Annotated in this window: 19 protein-coding genes and 3 tRNA genes; 1 reads left to right on the top strand and 21 read right to left on the bottom strand. The window is 67.5% G+C overall.

What is annotated here, in order from left to right:
* The 20 genes from nuoE to GXW78_RS19860 all read right to left on the bottom strand — a co-directional run bounded on the left by nuoE (nt 1) and on the right by GXW78_RS19860 (nt 18,720).
* Nucleotides 1-633: a complex I 24 kDa subunit family protein gene (gene nuoE / locus GXW78_RS19765; RefSeq protein WP_211870622.1), complete on the bottom strand. Its 633-nt coding sequence runs from the start codon at nt 631-633 to the stop codon at nt 1-3.
* Entirely contained in the window at nt 630-1,862 is a 1,233-nt protein-coding gene (locus tag GXW78_RS19770; protein WP_211870623.1) for an NADH-quinone oxidoreductase subunit D, read from the bottom strand. Before GXW78_RS19770 ends, nuoE begins: the two co-directional genes overlap by 4 nt.
* On the bottom strand, nt 1,859-2,527 hold the full coding sequence (locus tag GXW78_RS19775; RefSeq protein ID WP_408904201.1) for an NADH-quinone oxidoreductase subunit C: 669 nt from the start codon (nt 2,525-2,527) through the stop codon (nt 1,859-1,861). Before GXW78_RS19775 ends, GXW78_RS19770 begins: the two co-directional genes overlap by 4 nt.
* Nucleotides 2,520-3,083 (bottom strand): NuoB/complex I 20 kDa subunit family protein, encoded by a 564-nt coding sequence (locus GXW78_RS19780; protein WP_211870625.1) that lies wholly within the window; start codon nt 3,081-3,083, stop codon nt 2,520-2,522. Before GXW78_RS19780 ends, GXW78_RS19775 begins: the two co-directional genes overlap by 8 nt.
* A 7-nt stretch (nt 3,084-3,090) precedes the next feature.
* Complete coding sequence (locus tag GXW78_RS19785; RefSeq protein ID WP_211870626.1) at nt 3,091-3,459, bottom strand: NADH-quinone oxidoreductase subunit A; 369 nt, start codon at nt 3,457-3,459, stop codon at nt 3,091-3,093.
* Nucleotides 3,460-3,679: 220 nt separating this feature from the next.
* Nucleotides 3,680-3,756: transfer RNA gene (locus tag GXW78_RS19790), tRNA-Asp, on the bottom strand.
* Between the two features lie 163 nt (nt 3,757-3,919).
* Nucleotides 3,920-3,992, bottom strand: a tRNA-Val gene (locus tag GXW78_RS19795).
* Between the two features lie 76 nt (nt 3,993-4,068).
* Nucleotides 4,069-4,344: an HU family DNA-binding protein gene (locus tag GXW78_RS19800; RefSeq protein WP_211870651.1), complete on the bottom strand. Its 276-nt coding sequence runs from the start codon at nt 4,342-4,344 to the stop codon at nt 4,069-4,071.
* Between the two features lie 240 nt (nt 4,345-4,584).
* Nucleotides 4,585-6,990, bottom strand: a complete 2,406-nt coding sequence (gene lon / locus GXW78_RS19805; RefSeq protein WP_211870627.1) for an endopeptidase La — start codon at nt 6,988-6,990, stop codon at nt 4,585-4,587.
* A gap of 143 nt (nt 6,991-7,133) precedes the next feature.
* Nucleotides 7,134-8,390, bottom strand: a complete 1,257-nt coding sequence (clpX, locus tag GXW78_RS19810; RefSeq protein WP_211870628.1) for an ATP-dependent Clp protease ATP-binding subunit ClpX — start codon at nt 8,388-8,390, stop codon at nt 7,134-7,136.
* Between the two features lie 100 nt (nt 8,391-8,490).
* Entirely contained in the window at nt 8,491-9,138 is a 648-nt protein-coding gene (clpP, locus tag GXW78_RS19815; RefSeq protein WP_211870629.1) for an ATP-dependent Clp endopeptidase proteolytic subunit ClpP, read from the bottom strand.
* A gap of 94 nt (nt 9,139-9,232) precedes the next feature.
* Nucleotides 9,233-10,021 carry an MBL fold metallo-hydrolase gene (locus GXW78_RS19820; RefSeq protein ID WP_211870652.1) on the bottom strand — a complete coding sequence of 263 codons (789 nt, stop codon included), beginning with the start codon at nt 10,019-10,021 and terminating at the stop codon, nt 9,233-9,235.
* 26 nt (nt 10,022-10,047) lie between these two features.
* Nucleotides 10,048-11,193, bottom strand: coding sequence for a hypothetical protein (locus tag GXW78_RS19825; protein ID WP_211870630.1), 1,146 nt, complete (start codon nt 11,191-11,193; stop codon nt 10,048-10,050).
* 31 nt (nt 11,194-11,224) lie between these two features.
* Nucleotides 11,225-11,998, bottom strand: a complete 774-nt coding sequence (locus GXW78_RS19830) for a TatD family hydrolase (protein WP_211870631.1) — start codon at nt 11,996-11,998, stop codon at nt 11,225-11,227.
* Nucleotides 11,999-12,002: 4 nt separating this feature from the next.
* Nucleotides 12,003-13,574, bottom strand: coding sequence for a methionine--tRNA ligase (gene metG, locus GXW78_RS19835; protein WP_211870632.1), 1,572 nt, complete (start codon nt 13,572-13,574; stop codon nt 12,003-12,005).
* A gap of 29 nt (nt 13,575-13,603) precedes the next feature.
* Nucleotides 13,604-14,602 carry a DNA polymerase III subunit delta' gene (locus GXW78_RS19840; RefSeq protein WP_211870633.1) on the bottom strand — a complete coding sequence of 333 codons (999 nt, stop codon included), beginning with the start codon at nt 14,600-14,602 and terminating at the stop codon, nt 13,604-13,606.
* Between the two features lie 292 nt (nt 14,603-14,894).
* Nucleotides 14,895-15,521, bottom strand: coding sequence for a dTMP kinase (gene tmk / locus GXW78_RS19845; protein WP_211870634.1), 627 nt, complete (start codon nt 15,519-15,521; stop codon nt 14,895-14,897).
* A gap of 47 nt (nt 15,522-15,568) precedes the next feature.
* Entirely contained in the window at nt 15,569-16,789 is a 1,221-nt protein-coding gene (locus GXW78_RS19850) for a D-alanyl-D-alanine carboxypeptidase family protein (RefSeq protein WP_211870635.1), read from the bottom strand.
* A gap of 30 nt (nt 16,790-16,819) precedes the next feature.
* Complete coding sequence (locus GXW78_RS19855) at nt 16,820-17,689, bottom strand: septal ring lytic transglycosylase RlpA family protein (RefSeq protein WP_338147796.1); 870 nt, start codon at nt 17,687-17,689, stop codon at nt 16,820-16,822.
* Nucleotides 17,686-18,720, bottom strand: coding sequence for a lytic murein transglycosylase (locus tag GXW78_RS19860; RefSeq protein ID WP_246522431.1), 1,035 nt, complete (start codon nt 18,718-18,720; stop codon nt 17,686-17,688). Before GXW78_RS19860 ends, GXW78_RS19855 begins: the two co-directional genes overlap by 4 nt.
* A gap of 108 nt (nt 18,721-18,828) precedes the next feature.
* On the opposite strand from GXW78_RS19860, the gene GXW78_RS19865 reads away from it, so the two are divergent.
* Nucleotides 18,829-20,229 (top strand): MmgE/PrpD family protein, encoded by a 1,401-nt coding sequence (locus GXW78_RS19865; protein ID WP_211870636.1) that lies wholly within the window; start codon nt 18,829-18,831, stop codon nt 20,227-20,229.
* Between the two features lie 46 nt (nt 20,230-20,275).
* Here GXW78_RS19865 and GXW78_RS19870 read toward each other — a convergent pair.
* Nucleotides 20,276-20,362: transfer RNA gene (locus GXW78_RS19870), tRNA-Ser, on the bottom strand.
* Nucleotides 20,363-20,501: the final 139 nt, after the last annotated feature.

The following is a 20,501-nucleotide window of genomic DNA, read 5'->3' on the forward strand; positions in this document are numbered from 1 at the left end:
CTATTCTCCCGCCCCCGGCACGTCCGTCAGCACCAGCGGCCCGCCTTCCGGCGCGCTGTTCAACCGCCCGATGCTGCTGCCCGGCGCCGGCCGCTCGCCGCGCCGCAGCGCCTCGAGCAGCTTGACCGTCCGGTCGTAATCCAGGTCTTCGTAGAAATCGTCGTCCACCTGCAGGATGGGGGCGTTCACGCAGGCGCCGAGGCATTCCACCTCGGTCATGGTGAACATCCCGTCCTCGCTGGTCTCGCCGTAATGCTTCACACCGGCATGGTCCTGGCAGGCGCGCAGCACCTCATCGGACCCGCGCAGCCAGCACGGCGTCGTGCCGCACACCTGCAGGTGATACTTGCCCACCGGCTTGGTGTTGAACATGAAGTAAAAGGTCGCGACCTCATAGACGCGGATCGGCGGCATCTCCAGCCGCTCGGCCACCGCATCCATGCCGACCCGCGGCACCCAGCCGCTGTCGGTCTGCCGCTTCATCTGCTTCTGCACGACATACAGCAGCGGGATCACCGCCGAGGCCTGCTTGCCTTCCGGATACCGCTTCAGGATCGTCGCGATCTGCGCCTCGCTCTCCGCATCGAAGGCGAAGCTCACGGGCTCCTCGTGGTGGTGGTGGTGCTTGCTCACCGGTCGATCTCCCCGAACACCACGTCGAGCGAGCCGATGATCGCCACGGCGTCGGCCAGCATGTGCCCCTTGGACAGCAGCTCCATCGCCTGGAGATGCGCGTAGCCCGGCGAGCGGATCTTGCAGCGGTACGGCTTGTTGCTGCCATCCGCGACCAGATAGACGCCGAACTCGCCTTTCGGCGCTTCCGTCACCGTGTAAGTCGCGCCCGCGGGGACGTGATAGCCCTCGGTGTAGAGCTTGAAGTGATGGATCAGCGCTTCCATCGAGCGCTTCATCTCGCCGCGCTTCGGCGGCGTGATCTTGTGGTCCTGAGTCTTGATCGGCCCCGGCTTCATCTGCGCGAGGCACTGATGGATGATCTTCAGGCTTTCCTTCATCTCGAGCACGCGCACGAGATAGCGGTCGTAGCAATCGCCACGCGTGCCGACCGGCACGTCGAACTCCATCCGGTCATACACGTCATAGGGCTGCGACTTCCGCAGATCCCACGCGCAGCCCGACGCCCGCAGACAGGGCCCGGAGAAGCCCCACTCGATCGCCTGCTCCGGCGAGATAATGCCGATATCGACCGTGCGCTGCTTGAAGATACGGTTCTCGGTGACGAGCCGCTCCATGTCGCGGATGAAGTCGGGGAACTTGTTCGCCCAGTCGGCGATGTTCTTCTCCATCCCCGGCGGCAAATCCTTCGCCACTCCGCCCGGACGGAAGTAGTTGGCGTGGTAGTGGCTGCCCGACACCTGCTCGTAGAATTCCAGCAGCGTCTCGCGCTGCTCGAAGCCCCAGAGCGCGGGCGTGATGCCGCCGCAATCCATGACGTAAGTCGTGATGTTCAGCAGGTGGTTCAGCAGGCGCGAGACTTCGGCGAACAGCACGCGGATGTACTGCGCGCGCTCCGGCACCTCGATGCCCAGCAGCCGTTCCGTCGCCAGCGCGAAGGAATGCTCCATGCTCATCGGCGCGACGTAGTCCAGCCGGTCGAAATACGGCAGCGCCTGGATGTAGGTCTTGTGCTCGATCAGCTTCTCGGTGCCGCGATGCAGCAGGCCGACATGCGGGTCGGCACGCTCGACCACCTCGCCCTTCATCTCCAGCACCAGGCGCAGCACGCCGTGCGCCGCGGGATGCTGCGGGCCGAAATTGATGGTGTGGCTGTCGCCGCCTTCCAGCGTACGCGTCACCGTCTCGGGCGGCAGCTCGCCGATCTGCGGCAGGGGCTGGGCGCTCATGCTGCCGGTCCCTCCAGGCGGTTCTGGTGAACCTTCTCGTCCCCGGGCAGCGTCGTCATCGCCTCCCACGGGCTCATGTAGTCGAAGTCACGGAATTCCTGAGTGAGCTGCACCGGCGCGTAGGCGACGCGCTTCAGTTCCTCGTCGTAGCGCAGCTCGACATAGCCGGTCATCGGGAAGTCCTTGCGCAGCGGATGCCCCTCGAAGCCGTAATCGGTCAGGATGCGGCGCAGATCCGACTGGCCCGCGAAGACCACGCCGTGCATGTCCCACACCTCGCGCTCGAACCAGGTGACCCCGGGCCAGATGCCGACGACGGAGGCCACCGGCGTCGCCTCGTCGGTCGTGACCACGACGCGGACGCGATGGTTATGCGTCAGGCTGAGCAGGTTGTAGACGACCTCGAAGCGCTCGGCATTCTCCGGCCAGTCCACGGCGCAGATGTCCATGCACTGCTCGAAGGCGAAGCGCGGATCGTCGTGCAGCAGCGTCATCACTGGGATCAGCGCATCCCGCTGCACGCGCAGCACCAGCTCCGCGCCGGCGCGTTCCAGCGTCACATCCGTCACCGCGCCCTGCGCGGCATCCGCCATCGCGGTGCCCAGCACGCGCAGCGGGTTCTCGGGTGCCGGTGTCTCGGCCGGCGCGATCTCGTTCTCAGCCACGGAGGATGGTTCCCGTCCGGCGGATCTTCTTCTGCAGCTGCAGGATGCCGTAGACCAGCGCCTCCGCCGTCGGCGGGCAGCCCGGCACGTAGACATCGACCGGCACGATGCGGTCGCAGCCGCGCACCACGCTGTAGGAATAGTGGTAGTACCCGCCGCCATTCGCGCAGGACCCCATCGAGATCACCCAGCGCGGCTCCGACATCTGGTCGTAAACCTTGCGCAGCGCGGGGGCCATCTTGTTGGTCAGCGTGCCGGCCACGATCATCACGTCCGACTGCCGCGGCGACCCGCGCGGGATCACGCCGAATCGGTCGAGGTCATAGCGCGCCATGTAGGCGTGGATCATCGGCACCGCGCAGCACGCCAGGCCGAAGGTCATCGGCCACAGCGAACCGGTGCGCGCCCAGTTCACGACCTTGTCGATATTGGCGACGACGAAGCCCTTCTCGGTGATCTCCTCGTTCACCCGGCCGATCACCGCATTCTGCGCCGGGCCCGGCGGCAGGGCCTGGCTGTTCCAGGCGACGTCGCTGCTGTTGCTGCTGCTGTTCATGGGCGCGTTACTCCCAGTCCAGGGCGCCCTTGCGCCATTCGTAGAGGAACCCAACCGTCAAGACGAAGAGGAAGCCCATCATCGAGCCGAAGCCGAGCCAGCCGATGTCGCCCAGCGCGATCGCCCAGGGGAACAGGAAGGCCACTTCCAGGTCAAAGATGATGAACAGGATGGCCACCAGGTAGAACCGGACGTCGAAGCGGTGCCGCGTATCCTCGAACGGTGCGAAGCCGCATTCGTAGGTCGAGAGCTTCTCCGCATAGGGCTTCTGCCGCGCCGCAAGATAGGCGCCGCCCACCATGGCGGCGGCGATGCCGCCCGCGATCCCCAGGAAGACGAGGATCGGGAAGTAATCGGCCAGCGCCAGCTGGGTCATGGGAACCTCAGTGCATGCGCCCGAACCGGGCATGAGTCGTGCCGCGCTTCGGCATCATGCCGCAGCGCAGCGCGGCCGCACATTACCCCCGCAGCCGCGGCTTCGCCATAGGGTGAAAGACAATGAAATCAAGTGCGAACGGTTCGCAACTGGCTCTCAACGGGCCAAAACGAAAGCGGCGTCCAGGTGACCCTGGACGCCGCTTTTCGATGACTGTCGATGGCGCGAGTGACGGGGCTCGAACCCGCGACCTCCGGCGTGACAGGCCGGCGCTCTAACCAACTGAGCTACACCCGCGTGGCCTCGACAGGAGGCGGGGGATACGGGCAGCGGCGATGATAGTCAAGCAGGCGTGTGCCGCGATTCTGCAATGGGATGGAGAATACTGGGGATGGTTCGGAAGCGATGCATCGCGAGCTGCGTTTGGATCGTCTCCGCGCCCGCCAGGGCGCGGAGACAATGGGCGCTGACGGGATCGAACCGCCGACATCCTGCGTGTAAAGCAGGCGCTCTACCAGCTGAGCTAAGCGCCCCTACCCTTCCTCATAACACGAAAGGCCGGTCCTTGCAGACCGGCCTCGCGTGCAACACTGCCGGGACCGGCAGAAATCAGTTCACGGCGTCCTTCAGGCCCTTGCCGGCCTTAAAGCGCACGGTGGTGCTGGCCGGGATCTTGATCTCCTCGCCGGTGCGCGGGTTGCGACCCTTTCCGGCCTTGCGCTTGGAGGTCGAGAAAGTCCCGAAGCCCACGAGGCGAACCTCGCCACCCTTCTTGGCAAGCGCCTTCTCGATCGCGGAGAACACCGCGTCCACGACATCGCCAGTCTTCGCCTTCGGCAGATCGGTCGCCTCGGCGACGGCGCTGATGAGGTCCTGCTTGTTCACTGGGTATCCCCTCCGTTGGTGCGGATGACGGGCCGGCGAGTCGGCCGGCCATGTCGGGGCGGAGACTAGGAGCGCAGCTTTCCTACCGTCAACGAGGAGCACCGGATTCGCGGCGGAAAACCGCCATTTGCGGCGCTTCATGCGGCAAGGATGCAACGGAGGACTGACATTTTCACGAAAACCCCCGGCGAATCGTAGCTTCGCCGGGGGTTCCGCAGGCTTAACGGAGGTGCGACTCGGTCAGTGCGGCAGCACGGTCCCGACCGTAGCGCCCTCCCCGGCACGTGGCGCCGGCGTCTCTTCCGGCTCCTGCCAGGAGATCGCCTCGGGCTTCTTCACGAGCGCCCGCCCGATCACCTCATCCACATGCGACACGGCGATGATCTCCAGCGCCCGCTTCACATTGTCCGGGATCTCGGCCAGGTCCTTCTCGTTCTCCTTCGGGATGAAGACCGTCTTGATGCCCGCGCGCAGCGCGGCCAGCAGCTTCTCCTTCAGCCCGCCGATCGGCAGGACTCGGCCGCGCAGCGTGATCTCACCGGTCATGGCGATATCGCGCCGCACCGGGATGCCGGTCAGCACCGAGACCATCGAGGTCGCCATGGCGATACCCGCGGAGGGCCCATCCTTCGGCGTCGCCCCTTCCGGGACGTGCACATGGATGTCCCGCTTTTCGAACATCGTCGGCTTCAGGCCGAAGCTGGTCGAACGCGACCGCACATAGGACATCGCGGCCGAGACGCTCTCCTGCATCACGTCGCCGAGCTTGCCGGTGGTCTTCACCGTGCCCTTGCCCGGCAGCATGACGGATTCGATCGTCAGGATCTCGCCGCCCACCTCGGTCCAGGCCAGGCCCGTCACCACGCCGACCATGTCCTCGGCCTCGGCCTCGCCGTAGCGGAACTTCCGCACCCCGGCGAACTTCTCGAGGTTCTTCGGCGTGATCGCGACCTTCTTGGCCTGCTTGGAGACGATCTCCTTCACTGCCTTGCGCGCGAGCCCCGCGATCTCACGCTCAAGGCTGCGGACACCGGCCTCACGCGTGTAGTAGCGGATCAGGTCGCGGATCGCCGTGTCTGTCACCGACCATTCGCCGTCCTTCAGGCCATTCGCCTCGGCCACCTTCTTCATCAGGTGGCGCTTGGCGATCTCGACCTTCTCATCCTCCGTGTAGCCGGGGATGCGGATGATCTCCATGCGGTCAAGCAGCGGCTGCGGCATGCGCAGGCTGTTGGCGGTCGTCACGAACATCACGTCCGACAGGTCGTAGTCCACTTCCAGGTAGTGATCGGCGAAGGTGCTGTTCTGCTCGGGGTCCAGCACCTCCAGCAGGGCGGAGGACGGGTCGCCGCGCCAATCGGCGCCGAGCTTGTCGATCTCATCGAGCAGGAACAGCGGGTTGCTGGTCTTGGCCTTCTTCATGCCCTGGACGACCTTGCCCGGCATGGAACCGATATAGGTCCGGCGATGGCCGCGCACCTCGGCCTCGTCCCGCACGCCGCCGAGCGACATGCGCACGAAGTTTCGCCCGGTCGCCTTGGCGATGGACTTGCCGAGCGAGGTCTTGCCCACACCCGGCGGGCCCACCAGGCACAGGATCGGCCCGCGGATCTTGGGTGAGCGCGACTGCACCGCGAGATACTCGATGATCCGCTCCTTCACCTTCTCCAGGCCGAAGTGATCGGCATCGAGCACCTTCTCCGCCTCGACGATGTCGTTGCGAACCTTGGAACGCTTTTTCCAGGGGATCGACAGCATCCAGTCGAGGTAGTTGCGCACCACCGTGGCCTCGGCGCTCATCGGCGACATCGTGCGCAGCTTCTTCAGCTCCGCCATCGCCTTCTCGCGCGCCTCCTTCGACAGCTTGGTCGCCTTGATCTTGGCCTCGAGCTCGGCGGTCTCGTCCTTGCCGTCCTCGCCCTCCCCCAGTTCCTTCTGGATCGCCTTCAGCTGCTCGTTCAGGTAGTACTCGCGCTGCGTCTTCTCCATCTGCCGCTTCACGCGGTTGCGGATGCGCTTCTCCACCTGCAGCACGCCGATCTCGCCCTCCATATGGGCGAAGACGCGCTCCAGCCGCGCCGTCACGGCCGGCGTTTCCAGCAGCTCCTGCTTCTCGGGGATCTTCAGGCCGAGATGCGAGGCGACCGTGTCCGCGAGCTTCGGCGGCTCCTCGATCTGATTGATCGAGACCAGCACCTCGGGAGCGATCTTCTTGTTCAGCTTGATGTACTGCTCGAACTGCGAGACGACCGTGCGCGCCAGCGCCTCCGCCTCGCGCGGCTCGCCGGTGGTTTCCTCGACCGGCTCGGCGAAGGCCTCGAAGTACGTCTCGGTCTCCTTGAATGCGCTGATCTTCGCGCGGCGCCCGCCCTCGACCAGCACCTTCACGGTGCCGTCGGGCAGCTTCAGTAGCTGCAGCACGGTGGAGACGGTGCCGACGGTGTACAGGTCGTCGGCGCCCGGGTCGTCCTGCGCAGCGTTCTTCTGCGCGACGAGCAGGATCTGCTTGTCGTCCTTCATCACCGCCTCAAGTGCGCGAACCGACTTCTCGCGGCCGACGAAGAGGGGGACGATCATGTGCGGGAACACCACGATGTCCCGCAGGGGGAGCACCGGAAGCAATTCGCCGCGGATGGTATCCGTCATGTGACCTCACTAGGGACAGTCGGCACCCGGCCCGCCCAAAGGCGGCACGGGCGGGGCGCCACGGCTTCATCAGGGGATGTTGGGCCCCCAGGGCGCCCGCTCAAGATCTTGACAGGGCGCCGCGCGGGGCGCCCTGCAGGGCTTCAGGCGGAAGTCTGCTCCGCCGGCCTTTCGCCATAGATAAACAATGGCTGGGCGCGACCTTCCGCGACCTCTCGATTCACCACCACTTCCTCGACCGCCTCAAGCCCAGGCAGGTCGAACATTGTGGTGAGCAGGATGGCCTCCATGATCGAGCGCAGTCCGCGCGCGCCGGTCTTGCGCTGGATCGCGCGCGTCGCGACGGCCTTCAGCGCATCCTCGGTGAAGCTGAGCTTCGCGCCTTCCATCTCGAACAGCCGGCCATACTGCTTCACCAGCGCGTTCTTCGGCTTGGTCAGGATCTCGATCAGCGCCTTCTCGTCCAGGTCGTCGAGCGTCGCGACGACCGGCAGGCGGCCGATGAATTCCGGGATCAGGCCGAACTTCAGCAGATCCTCGGGCTCGACTTCGCGGAGGATCTGGCCGGTGCGACGTTCATCCGGGTCGCGCACATCGGCTCCGAAGCCGATGCCCGAGCCCTTGCCGCGAGCGCCGATGATCTTCTCCAGGCCCGCGAAGGCACCGCCGCAGATGAACAGGATGTTGGAGGTATCCACCTGCAGGAATTCCTGCTGGGGATGCTTCCGCCCGCCCTGCGGCGGCACGGAGGCGACCGTCCCTTCCATGATCTTCAGCAGCGCCTGCTGGACGCCCTCGCCCGACACGTCGCGCGTGATGGACGGATTGTCCGACTTGCGGCTGATCTTGTCGACCTCGTCGATGTAGACGATCCCGCGTTGCGCGCGCTCCACATTGTAGTCCGCGGCCTGCAGCAGCTTGAGGATGATGTTCTCGACATCCTCGCCGACATAGCCGGCCTCGGTCAGCGTCGTCGCATCCGCCATGGTGAACGGCACGTCGAGGATACGGGCGAGCGTCTGCGCCAGCAGCGTCTTGCCCGAGCCCGTCGGCCCCACCAGCATGATGTTCGACTTGGCGATCTCGATGTCGGGGTTCTTCCCGCCATGGGCGAGCCGCTTGTAGTGATTGTGAACCGCGACCGAGAGCACCTTCTTCGCATGGTCCTGCCCGATCACGTAGTCGTCGAGGACCTTGCAGATCTCCTTCGGCGTCGGCACGCCGTCGCGCGACTTCACGAGGGTCGTCTTGTGCTCCTCGCGAATGATGTCCATGCACAGCTCGACGCATTCGTCGCAGATGAACACTGTCGGCCCGGCGATGAGCTTGCGGACCTCATGCTGCGACTTGCCGCAGAACGAGCAGTAGAGTGTGTTCTTGGAATCGCCGGACTTGCTCATGCGGTCTCCGTGTTCCCCGCAAGTACGGGGAACTGCAACAGGAATGTAGCCCCCGGGCGCCCGGGGGGAAAGCGAAACACGGCCCGGGCGGCCGCGGGCCTCACGCCTTCGTAATCTCCGAGGCCGGCACCGGGCGCTCCTCGACCACATGGTCGATCAGCCCGAAATCCCGCGCTTCTTCGGCCGACATGTAGGTGTCGCGCTCCAACTTACGCTCGATCGCCTCGATCGGCTGGCCGGTGTGCTTCACGTAGATCTCGTTCAGACGCTGCCGCAGCTTCAGGATCTCGCGGGCCTGGATCTCGATGTCCGTTGCCTGGCCCTGCGCCCCGCCGGAAGGCTGGTGCACCATGATGCGGCTGTTCGGCAGGCCATACCGCTTGCCCTTGGCCCCTGCCGTCAGCAGCAGGGAGCCCATCGAGGCCGCCTGTCCGATGCAGACCGTGCTGACCGGCGCGCGGATGTACTGCATGGTGTCGTACATCGCGAGGCCGGCGGAAACCACGCCACCCGGAGAATTGATATAGAAAGCGATGTCCTTCCCCGGGTTCTCACTTTCAAGGAAGAGCAGCTGGGCACAAATCAGGGAAGAAACCTGATCGAAAACCGGCCCGGTCAGGAAGATGATGCGTTCCTTGAGCAGTCGCGAATAAATGTCGAAGGCGCGCTCGCCGCGAGCTGTCTGCTCGATGACCATCGGAACAAGAGAATTGTTGTAGACTTCGACCGGGTCACGATCCCGAATCATGGTGATGTCCTTTCGTCCCGGCGGCGCCGAATCAGCCGGCCGTGTTCGTGGCGAATGTGGGGCATACCCCGGCCCCGTGAAAGCCCCGCCTGTTTCAGGCCAGGGTCAGAACCATGCCGTCATGCCCCGGCTCGACCCCGTGCGGCAGATTGGCGATCAACCAGCCATAGTCGAGGTCGGGGCCCATATGCGTGAGCACCGTGCGGCGCGGCCGCAGGATCTGCACCCATTCCAGCACCTGCGCCAGATTGGCATGCACTGTATGAGGGCGGCGCTGGAAGCATCCCACCACCCAGGTATCCAGCCCATGAAGCAGCGCTAGGCTTCGCTCCGGCAGTCGCACGAGGTCGGTGGAATAGGCAAAATCCCCGATCCGCAACCCCAGCGTGTCCATCACCGCATGATCCTGCAGGAAGGTCTGCACCTGGTGCCCGGCCATCTCCAGCGCGTCGCCGGCCCGCAGCCGCGCCGGCTCGACCGCCGGGCGGAAGAACACGGGCCCGGTCGAGGGCAGGAAGGCATAGTCGAAACGCTGCTTCAGGATGGCGAGGGTCCGCTCAGTGCCGAACGCCTCCAGCGGGCGTCCGGCCAGGCGGTTCAGAATCCTGATCTCATCCAGGCCCATGACATGGTCCGCGTGGTCATGCGTGTAAAGGACCGCATCGATCGCCGGTACGCCGCAGGCGAGGAGCTGGGACCGTAGGTCCGGTCCCGTATCCACCAACAGCCGCCCGGCCCCCGGCCCCTCGATCAGGATGGACGACCGGGTCCGCCTGTTCCGCGGATCGGCGGAGTTGCATGCGCCCCACCACCCCTTCCCGTCCTCGCCGCCGATCTGTGGCACCCCGGCCGACCCGCCGCAGCCCAGAAGCGTGACCGTCAGGCGCGGGACGCCGGCCGCAGGCGCGCTCACCGCCGCCCTGCCGCGCCGGCAATGGCGGTGCGCACCGCCGCGTCCTCCGTCGCCAGACGTTCCGGCAACCCGGTGCGGAACCAGGCCATGTTATGGGCCACCACCGGACGCAATTCGGCGACCAAGGCCCGAAGCGCGGCCTCGGGCAGCAACATCAGCCGGTCGAACTCCGCGAGCACGGTCCGCATCCGTTGCGTCGGGTCGGGGATGGCGTCGTACTCCTCGTGCAACAGCGGCTCGAAAGTTCGGAAGCCGTAGCGCCGCAGCAGGGCGAGGGTGCCGGGAAGGCCGGCAACGAGCATGGGGTGACCGGCCATGAGCGGCTTCAGGCTCTTCTCGGTGAACCGGCACACGCCGGCGGTATCGAAATCGGTCTCGGTCACGAAGGAGAAGGCGGTCGTTTCGTACCACCCTGTCTCCCACCCGAAGACATGCCCTTGCCGCTGTGTCTCCGGCAAGGTCAAGGGCAGGCGGGGCGCGAGGCTGCGGAACGCCGCCATCTCCTGCGGGAAGCGCCTCTCCCAGCGTGGCGGCAGCACGGGTTCCGACACCGGTTGCAACGCGCTGACGAGTCCTCTGCCGAGGGCACCTGTTGCGTGAAGATATCCCAGCAAGACAACGCGATGCGGCGTTATTCTCCTGTTGAGGCATAGGAAGCGCGCATCGTCGGTGCCCGTCCACCCCGGGGGCGAGGGCGGGGACCTCCTGGCCCGCGCGGCCAGTACGCGCAGATGCGCATGCATGACATGCACGGCAAATCCGGTGCGGCCGCTTTCCGTGCACCAGGCCGCATAGGGCGCGGCAAAATCCACATTCTGGGTCAGGTACACACAGCGTCCGGCACCGACCCCGGCGGCCTCGACCCGTCCGTGCAGGTCGCGGGCGATATCGAGATGGAAGGGCCGCCCTTCCCGCGTGCTGTCGAACAGCAGCGCCGCGCCGCGATCCAGGGCGTCCCGCACCGCCGGCATAGCCAGGGCGTCTGCCAGGTTGGCGCCGACAGACCGGCTGAAATCGGCATTGACGACGATGACCTCCGCCCCGCCCGCCGCCACCTGGCGATATGCATCGCCAAGGTCGACGCCCTCCGGCGGAAAGGCCCGCTTGGGCGAGAGCGAGTGAACGCGGATGGCGTCGCTCATCGCGCGCGCCCCGATAGCCCAGGGCCGGCGTTCAACGCGCCTTCGCGAACAGGCGCATGAAGTTCGCCGTCGTCAGCGTCTCCAATGCGGCGGTGTCCATCTGCCGCACCTCCGCCAGCACCTTCGCGGTATGCGCCACCATCGCAGGCTCGCAGCGCTTGCCCCGGAAGGGCACTGGCGCGAGGTAGGGCGAATCCGTCTCCACCAGCAGCCGGTCGGCCGGGAGATCCCGGGCGATGTCGCGAATCTCCTGGCTCCTCGGGAAGGTCAGGATACCTGAAAACGAAATGTATCCTCCCATTTCAACCGATTCTTCAGCCAGTTGCCGCCCGCTGCTGAAGCAATGCAGGAGAAAATCGAAATCGCCGCCCGTCTCCCGCTCCTCCCGCAGGATCGCCAGGATGTCGTCATCCGCGTCCCGCGCATGGATCGCCAGCGGCAGCCCGGCCAGCCGCGCCGCGCGGATGTGCCGACGAAAGTTCTCCGCCTGCGCGTCCCGCGGCGCCTTGTCATAGAAATAGTCGAGCCCGCTTTCCCCAATGCCGATTACGCGCGGATGATCCGCCTCCGCCGCGATGGCTTCGGCTGTCGGCAGGTCGCCTTCCCCGGCATTGTGCGGATGGATGCCGACCGTGCCCCAGACCTCTGGGAACCGCTCCGTCAACGCCTTCACGGCCGCCGCCTGCGACATCCGCGTGCCGATCGTGACCATCCGGTCGACCCCCGCCTCCTTCGCGCGGGCCACGATGTCGTCGATCTCGGCCTCGCTGAAGTAGTCCAGGTGGCAATGGCTATCGATCAGCATGGCGTCAGGCCGGCAGCTCGATCTTGCGGAACAGCGGCGCCGGCGGCGGCAACGCAATTCCGCCCGGCAGCGACGTCGCCAGCGAGCCGATCTCCCGCGCCTCCCTCGACACGCCCAACTGGTCCAGCAGCGCGGACATCGTCTCCGGCATGAAGGGCTGCAGCAGCGTCGCGTAGCAGCGCAGCGCCGTGTACAAATGCCGCAGCACGACGGCCATCCGCACCGGATCGGTCTTCTTCAGCGCCCAGGGCGCCTCGACCGTAATGTAACCATTGGCCTCCCGTACCGAGGCCATCACCGCCTCCAGCGCCAGATGGAATTCCTGCCGGTCCAGCCTCTCTCGCACCTGCCCGGGCAGCGCCTCCACCCCCGCGACTAGGGCACCGCCCACGGCCGGGTCTCCGGCCTGCGGCAGCTTCCCTTCGCAGTTCCGCTGGATCAACGACAGCGTCCGGTTCGCCAGGTTCCCCAGCGCATCCGCCAGCTCGCCATTCAGGCGGTTCACCAGAGATTTGCGGGCGAAATCTCCGTCCTGCCCGAAGGGAACCTCCCGCAACAGGAAGTACCGGACAGCGTCGAGCCCAAACTCCTCGACCAGCGCCACCGGGTCGATGACATTGCCCAGCGACTTGCTGATCTTCTGGCCTTCATTGGTCCACCAGCCATGCGCGAAGACGCGCTTCGCGGTCGGCAACCCGGCCGCCAGCAGCATCGCCGGCCAGTAGATCGTGTGGAACCTGACGATATCCTTGCCGACGAAATGCACATCCGCCGGCCAGAACTTCCAGCGCGGCGCCGCCTCATCCGGATACCCTGCGGCGGTGATGTAGTTGGTCAGCGCGTCGACCCACACATACATCACGTGCTTCTCGTCCCCCGGAACCTTCACCCCCCAGGTGAAGGACGTCCGGGACACCGAAAGATCGAGCTTCTGCGCGCCTTCGCCAAAGTCCTTGAGGCCCTGCTCGACGAAGGCCTTGACCTCGTTGCGGCGGCTTTCCGGCTGGATGTCGATGCGCTCGGGGTGCCCTTCGGGCAGGTCGTAGCGGCGCAGCAGTTCCGGTAGCCACTTGCCGAGGCGGAAGAAGTAGGACGGCTCCTTCACCCACTCCACCGGCGCGCCGGTCGGGGCGTACTTCACCCCATCCCGTTCGGTGAGCTCATCCGGTCCATAGAATGCTTCATCCCGAACGGCGTACCAGCCCTCATAATCACCGAGGTAGATCTCGCCACGTTCGGCCAGAACCTTCCACAGCGCCACGCAGGCCGCCTTGTGCCGCGGCTCCGTGGTCCGGATGAAGTCGTCGTTGGAAAAGCCCATCGTCACGGTCAGGTCGCGGAAGGCCTGGCTGACGCGGTCCGTGAAGGCCTGCGGGTCCTCCCCCGCATCCTTCGCCGCCTTCTCCACCTTCTGCCCGTGCTCGTCCGTGCCGGTCAGGAAGAACACCTCATGCCCGTCCAGCCGCTTGAAGCGGGCCAGCACGTCGGTCGCGAGGGACGTGTAGGCATGCCCGATATGGGGCTTGTCATTGACGTAGTAGATCGGCGTGGTGAGGTAAGTCAGTGGCTTGGCCATGGAAACCCATTCCGTGGCGGCGCTCCGTGTCAGGGATGCGCGAGCCAGGAAAGGCCCGTGAGCACGGCCTGCTTGCGGTCGAGATTCAACCGCTCGGTATCGTCCGCGAGAGTGCCGAGCCTATCCCACAGCCCCGCCCAGACGGCAAGCGGATGGCGGGCGATCCAGGCCGGCGCTGCCTGCCCCCGCGCCGCATCGCGCAGGGCAGCCGCAATGGCTCCGCGTAGCAGCGCGAAGAAGATGCCGAACGCCCCGCCCGTACGGTCCATTGCCAGTCGGTCCGCAAGCGCATGGTCCCGTAGCTCACCCGTCGCCAGCGCCGCGAGGCTCGACTCAACCGCGTCCTGCAAGGCGAGCCCACCAGCCGCCATCAGCGCCATCGCGCGCCCCGGCGACCCCGCCGCCAAGGCTGCCAGCCGCTGCCGCTCCCCCGCTTCCGCATCCGGCAGCATGCGCTTCAGCACAGCCTCCATCTCACGGTCCGACAGCGGGTTGAGGTCGAGCCGCCGGCAGCGGCTGCGGATCGTCGGCAGCAGCTTCTGCGGCGCGGAACAGACGAGCAGCAGGACCGTCTTGGGCGGTGGCTCCTCCAGCGTCTTCAGCAGGGTGTTCTGCACGTCGGGACGGTCGGCGCGCTCCGCCTCGTCCAGCACCACCACACGCCAGCCGCCCTCGGCCGCCGTCTGGGTCAGAAAACGCACCGCCGCCTTCGCATCCTCCACGCGCAGGACGCGCTTCACGCCCTTGTCGCCGGTACTCGGCTCCAGGGTGAAGCAGTCGGCGTGAGTGTCCACCGCGATCCGACGGAAGACCGGGCTCGCCGGATCCGTCTGCAGCGGCGGCGTCGTGTCGGGCATGCCGGCCAGGAGCCACCGCGTGAACCGCCAGGCGAGCGTCGCCTTCCCGATGCCGGGCGCGCCGCAGATCAGCCAGGCATGGTGGAGCCGGCCGGAACGGGCGGCATCCTGCATCGTGCGCGCGGCGTCGTCGTGGCCGATGAGGTCGGGATTGGCACGAGGGTCGGTCATGGAGAGGGGCCCTGCCCCTCTCCAAACCTCACCCCGCCAGAGGCCGAAAGGCCTCTGGACACCTCGATCTGGTGCGATGCGCAGCGGTCGGTTGAAGCGGGAATTATACTCCGGGCGCTGCGGGGGGCGAGAATCCCCGGCGCCGGGCACAGCGCGCCCGCATCTCCGGTGAAGGCCCCGCCGTGCCCGGCACCAGGTATTGGTTTCCAAAGGCCCTTCGGCCTTTGGCGGGGAGAGGTTTGGAGAGGGGCGGCGCCCCTCTCCGATCGCGGTCCCCGTTCAAGGACTCCGCTCAAAGCAGCACGCCAAAGCGACCGCGCAGCACCTGCGCTATCGCTCCGAACACGTCCTCTGCACCGGCCGAGGCGTCCACCACCGCGCAGCGTTCCGGTTCGGTCGCTGCGATCGCCAGGAAGCCATCCCGCACGCGCCGGTGGAAGTCGATGCTCATACGCTCGTAGCGGTCCGCCCCGCTGCGCGCCGCGGCGCGGGCCATCCCGGCCTCCGGCGCCATGTCCAGCAGCAGCGTCACGTCCGGCGCGAAGTCGCCCAGCGCGACATCCAGCAGCCGTGCCCAGACGGACCGGTCGAGCCCCTGCGCGCCCTGGTAGGCGAGCGTCGAATCGGCAAAGCGATCGCAGACCACCCATCCGCCGGCCGCCAGGAAGGGCCGGATCGTCTTCGCGACATGCTCCCGCCGCGCGGCGAAATGCAGCATGGCTTCGGCGACCGGGTCCCATGGTCCGTGGCCCAGCAACAGGTTACGGATGCGCTCGGCCCCCGGCGTGCCGCCCGGTTCGCGGGTGCGCAGCACGGGCCGCCCGGACGCCGCCAGCGCCGCGGACAGCCGCCGCGCCTGCGTCGACTTCCCGGCCCCCTCGCCGCCCTCGAGAGTGATGAAACGCCCCGGCTCAAGCATCGCCGGCCGGGTGTGACGCGGCCGGCGGGCCGCGTCAAACCTCCCTGTCAGCCGCGCGACCCGAACACCATCTGCGTGACCACCGCCGGAATGCGGGAGATGAGGCCGAGCTTCTCGACATCCGCCCCGGCCAGCAGCGGAATGCGCAGTTCCGGCACGCCCTGCCCGCTCACCTGCATTTCCCCAATCCGCTGCCCGCGCGCGACCGGCGCGGTCAGCGGCGCATCGTACTGCAGCCGCACCTGCAAGCGGGACCGCCACTGCCGCGGCAGTGTCAGCACCAGGTCGCGCCCGCCCACCATCGGTACCTTCGCCCGCTCGCCGAGATAAACCGGCACTTCCTCGATCGTATCCTGGGCGCGGAACAGCACCACCGCCTCGAATTCGCGGAAGGCCCATTCCATCAGGCGCTCGCTCTCCTCGGCGCGGGCACGCATGGTGGGCAGGCCGTTCACGACCATGATCACCCGCCGGTCCCCGCGCTTCGCGCTGCCGGTCAGGCCATAACCCGCGTCCTCGGTATGCCCGGTCTTGAGCCCGTCGGCGCCGGCGACGCGCGACAGCAGCGGATTTCGGTTCTCTTGGGATATATTATTATATCGGAATGACCGCACGTTATAGTACGGATAATACTCTGGAAAATCGGTGATGATGCGTCGCGCCAAGGTCGCGAGGTCGCGCGCCGTCATGCGGTGCTCCGGATCGGGCCATCCGGTCGAATTGCGGAACAGGCTGTTCTGCAGGCCGATGCGCCGTCCCGTCTCGGTCAGCAGCTCGGCGAACTGAGTCTCACTGCCGCTGATCCCTTCGGCCAGCACGATGCAGGCATCGTTGCCCGACTGCACGATCACGCCGTGGATGAGGTCCTCGACGCTGATCTGCGAGCCCAGCTCGACAAACATCTTGGACCCGCCCATGCGCCAGGCCTTCTCGCTGACCGGGAGCGTCTGGTTGAGCTGGAGCTGCCCCGCCTTCAGCTTCTCGAAGACGACATACATCGTCATCAGTTTCGACATGGAGGACGGCGGCATGGGCTCGTCGGCGTTTTTCTCGAGCAGGGTCGCGCCGGTCGCGAAATCGACCATGATCGCCTGCCGCGCGAGCACGTCGATCGGCCCGAGCGGTGTATCGGCGGGCGACCCCGCCGGTCGCACCGGTGCTGCCCCGCGGCGCGGCGCGGATCCGCGCTGCGCGAGCGCCGGCGTGGCAAGGCCAGGGCCGATCAGCCCGGCGAGGGCCCCACCGAGAAGCGTACGTCGATCGGTCATGCGCGGAATCCCTGCCGCTGGGGCGTCATGTCAGTCCACCAGGATACGCGCACCCGATACCCCGGCGGCCAGAGTCCGCTCAAGCGCCGCGTCGGCCTCCGAAACAGTCTGAAACGGGCCGCTGCGCACGCGGAAGCTCTGGTCGCGTCGCGGGCCGAAGGCCTCGATCCGCGCGCCCGGGATACGGGCGGCGAGGCGCTGAGCCGCATCGGCGCGAGACAACACGCCGGCCTCGACATAGATCCGCCCTGGCCGCGGCGTGCCGCGCGTCACCGTCTCCGGCAGCACGACCTCCCGCGGCGCGACCCGGGGCGCCTCGGCGGCGGCGGCGGTCACCGGAATCGCGGCCGCTGCGGGCCCGGCCGACCGCGCGCCGGGCGGCGGTGCGAGGCTCTCGGATGCGACCGCCACGCGCGGCGCCGTCGTAATCGCGATGGCCTCCGGCGGCCGGCCCAGCACAGCCTCGCCCAGCGCACGGCTGCGCTCGCCATCGACCGCGATGCTGACCTGCGCCGCCCCGCCCGGCGGAATGCCGAGAAGGTCAGCCGCCCGATCGGACAGGCCGATGACCCGGCCCGGATTGACTGGCCCGCGATCGTTCACCCGCAGCGTCAGAGAGGCGCCGTTCTCAAGATTCGTCACCGTCACCACGGCCGGCAGTTGCAGCGTCCGATGCGCCGCGAGCGCACGTGACCCGCTCCAGGCCTCCCCGTTCGCCGTTGGCGTGTTCCATCCCCCCGGGCCCGGCTGCCGCGTCGCGAGCCCGGTCTCGACGAGGCCGAAATCCTCGCGCGGATAGGACCACACGCCGCCCATGCGGTACGGCTCACCCACCACGTAGCGCGCCGGCGGCGAACTGCACGCCGCGAGCAGCACGGGCAGGAGGAGGAGCGCCCTCACCCCACCCGATCCGACAGCAGCCCAACGGCAAGCCCGTAGTTCACCGGTGAGTTGTAGCGCCGGATCACCCGCAGGTTGTGATGGCCGAGGAAGACCTGCCCGTTGCCGCGATTGGGCAGCACGATGTGCGCCTCGGGCCCGTCCGGCAGCGGGCGGCCGGCCTCGGTGCGGAAGCCCATGCGGGTCCAGTCGCGCATCGGGCGCCGCGTCTCCGTATCCGCCCCAGCCGAGGCAAACCCTGGAGGCGGTGTCACGGCCAGGCCCCAAGGCTCACCATCGCGCCACCCGTTGCGCTGGAAGTAGTTGGCGATGGACGCGAGGGCGTCGGCCTTGTCGTCCCAGATGTCGCGCCGCCCATCGCCGTCGAAATCCACGGCGAAACGGTCGAAGTTGCTCGGCATGAACTGGGGCTGGCCCATCGCGCCGGCCCAGGAGCCCAACATCCGGTCATTGCGGACATGACCCTCCTGCAGGATCTTCAGCGCCGCGAACAACTCGTTGCGGAAGTACGAAGCGCGACGCCCTTCCCAGGCGAGCGTCGATAGCGCCTCGACGATCCGGAAGCCGCCGGTGTTCCCGCCGAAATTCGTCTCGACACCCCAGATCGCGACGATGACCCGGGGGGAGACACGGAAGCGCGCCTCGATACGCTGCAGCAGGGCGGCGTTCTCGGCGTAGTTGCGCCGCCCGTTCTGCACGCGCGTCGGCGAGACCATGATGCGGTCGCGATAATCTTCCCATTGCAGCCCGCCTTCGGCCTGCCGGCGGTCGAGGTCGATGACGCGCTGGTTCGGCTGCACCGCGGCGAAGGCTGCATCGAGCGTTGCCTGCGACAGGCCGCGGCGGCGGCCCTCGGCCTTCACCCCCTCGACGAAGCGGTCGAACGGCATCACGCCGGGCGGCGCGGCGGCCGGCGCCTGGACGGGCGTGGGTGCCGGCAGCGGGGCGGTTACGGTTGGCGTGGCGGTGGGCGGCGAGGCCGCACAGCCGGCGAGCGGGGCGGCGGCGAGGAGGAAGCGGCGGCTGATCATGGCGGAGGAGGTGCCATGCGCCCCGCCCCGACGCAAACACCCGTTGCACGCCTTGGCCGCGCCGGGCGGGATGCTACAATCGCCGAGGAAATCCGGAGGAATGACGTCATGGCTGCCGTGACCCGCGAACTCGCCGCCTTCACCGCGGCGATCCGCTACGAAACGCTGCCGGCCGAGGTGCAGGAGCGGACCCGCTTCCTGCTGCTCGACCTCGTCGGCAACATGCTGCGCGGCCGTCACGATGCCGAGAGCACGGCGCCGCTGCTCGCCACGGTGCGCTCGCTGGGTCTCGCCGCGGGCTCGGCGGCGGTATTCGGCGACTCGGCGCGGTACACCCCGGCGGGTGCGGCGCTGGTCAACGGCACCACAGCGCATTCTCTCGACTTCGACGACACCCACGCCGCCGGAACTCTGCATCCGGGCGCCCCGGTGATCCCGGCCGCCCTCGCCGCCGCCGAGATGGTGGGCGCCGATGGCAAGACGGTGCTGGCCGCCGTCGTTGCGGGCTACGAGGTCACCTGCCGCCTCGCGCTGTCCCTGCCGGGTGGCGACCACTACGACCGCGGCTACCACCCGACCGCGACCTGCGGCGCCTTCGGAGCGGCCGCGGCGGCGGCGCGGGTGTTCGGCCTCTCGGCCAACCAGATCGAGGACGCTTTCGGCATCGCGCTGTCGCAGGCCGCAGGCTCGCTGCAGTTCCTGGCGAACGGCGCCTGGACCAAGCGCTTCCAGGTCGGCTGGTCGGCACTTAACGGCCTGACCGCAGCATCGCTTGCGCGCGAAGGCTTCCGCGGCGCCGGGGAAGCGCTCGAAGGCCGCGCCGGCTTCCTGCGCGCCTATGCCCCGAATCCCGTGCCGGAGCGCGCGCTCCAGGGCCTCGGTTCTGAGTGGGAGCTGATGGAGACGGCGGTGAAGCCGTACCCGTCCTGCCGCTATGGCCACGCCAATGTCGACGCGGCGCTGGCGCTGCGCGCCGAGCTCGGCCTCAAGACCGAGGAGATCGAGAGCGTGACCATGGGCCTGCCCAACAAGGGCATGCTGCTGGTCGGCGCGCCGACGCAGTACAAGCAGAACCCGCAGAACATCGTCGACGGGCAGTTCTCCGGTCCCTTCGTGGTCGCCTGCGCCCTCGCCCGCGGCCATTTCGGGTGGGACAGCTACGCTTGGCTCCAGGACGCCGACCTGCGCGGCCTGATGAAGAAGATCCTGCCCGTCGAGGATGCCGAGGTGGAAGCCGAGTTCCCCGACTACATGTCCGGCAAGCTGACGGTGCAGGCGCGCGGCCAGACCTTCGTGAAGAAGGTGCAGGTGCCGAAGGGCGAGCCGGCCAACTTCCTGACCGAGGCGGAGCTGCGCGCCAAGTTCCACGGCCTGGCCGACGCGGTGCTGGGCGCGGACCGTGCGAAGCAGCTCGCGGATGCCGTGATCAACCTCGACAAGGCGGCGGACGTGCATGGGATGCTGCGTCTCGGCGCCCCGATGATGGCGGCGCGGCTGGCCGGAGAATAATGCCGGAGGGCGGCGCCGTGCGCGCCGCCCGCCACGCGGCCGGCTCAGGATGAGGTGGGATTCGAACCCACGATACGCTTGCACGTATGGCGGTTTTCAAGACCGCTGCCTTCGACCGCTCGGCCACTCATCCCCGCCGCCAACCCTTACTTCATCGTGATGCGGCGGCAAAGCCTCGCGCTGGCGGGCCGTTCTCCATAGCCTGTCGGCAGAGACCGCATCCGCCCGTTGGCGGAACCAGCACCGGGACGCCGAGGCCATGCGTTTGATCA

Source organism: Neoroseomonas terrae, assembly GCF_018129025.1.
GTDB classification, from domain to species: Bacteria; Pseudomonadota; Alphaproteobacteria; order Acetobacterales; family Acetobacteraceae; genus Neoroseomonas; species Neoroseomonas terrae.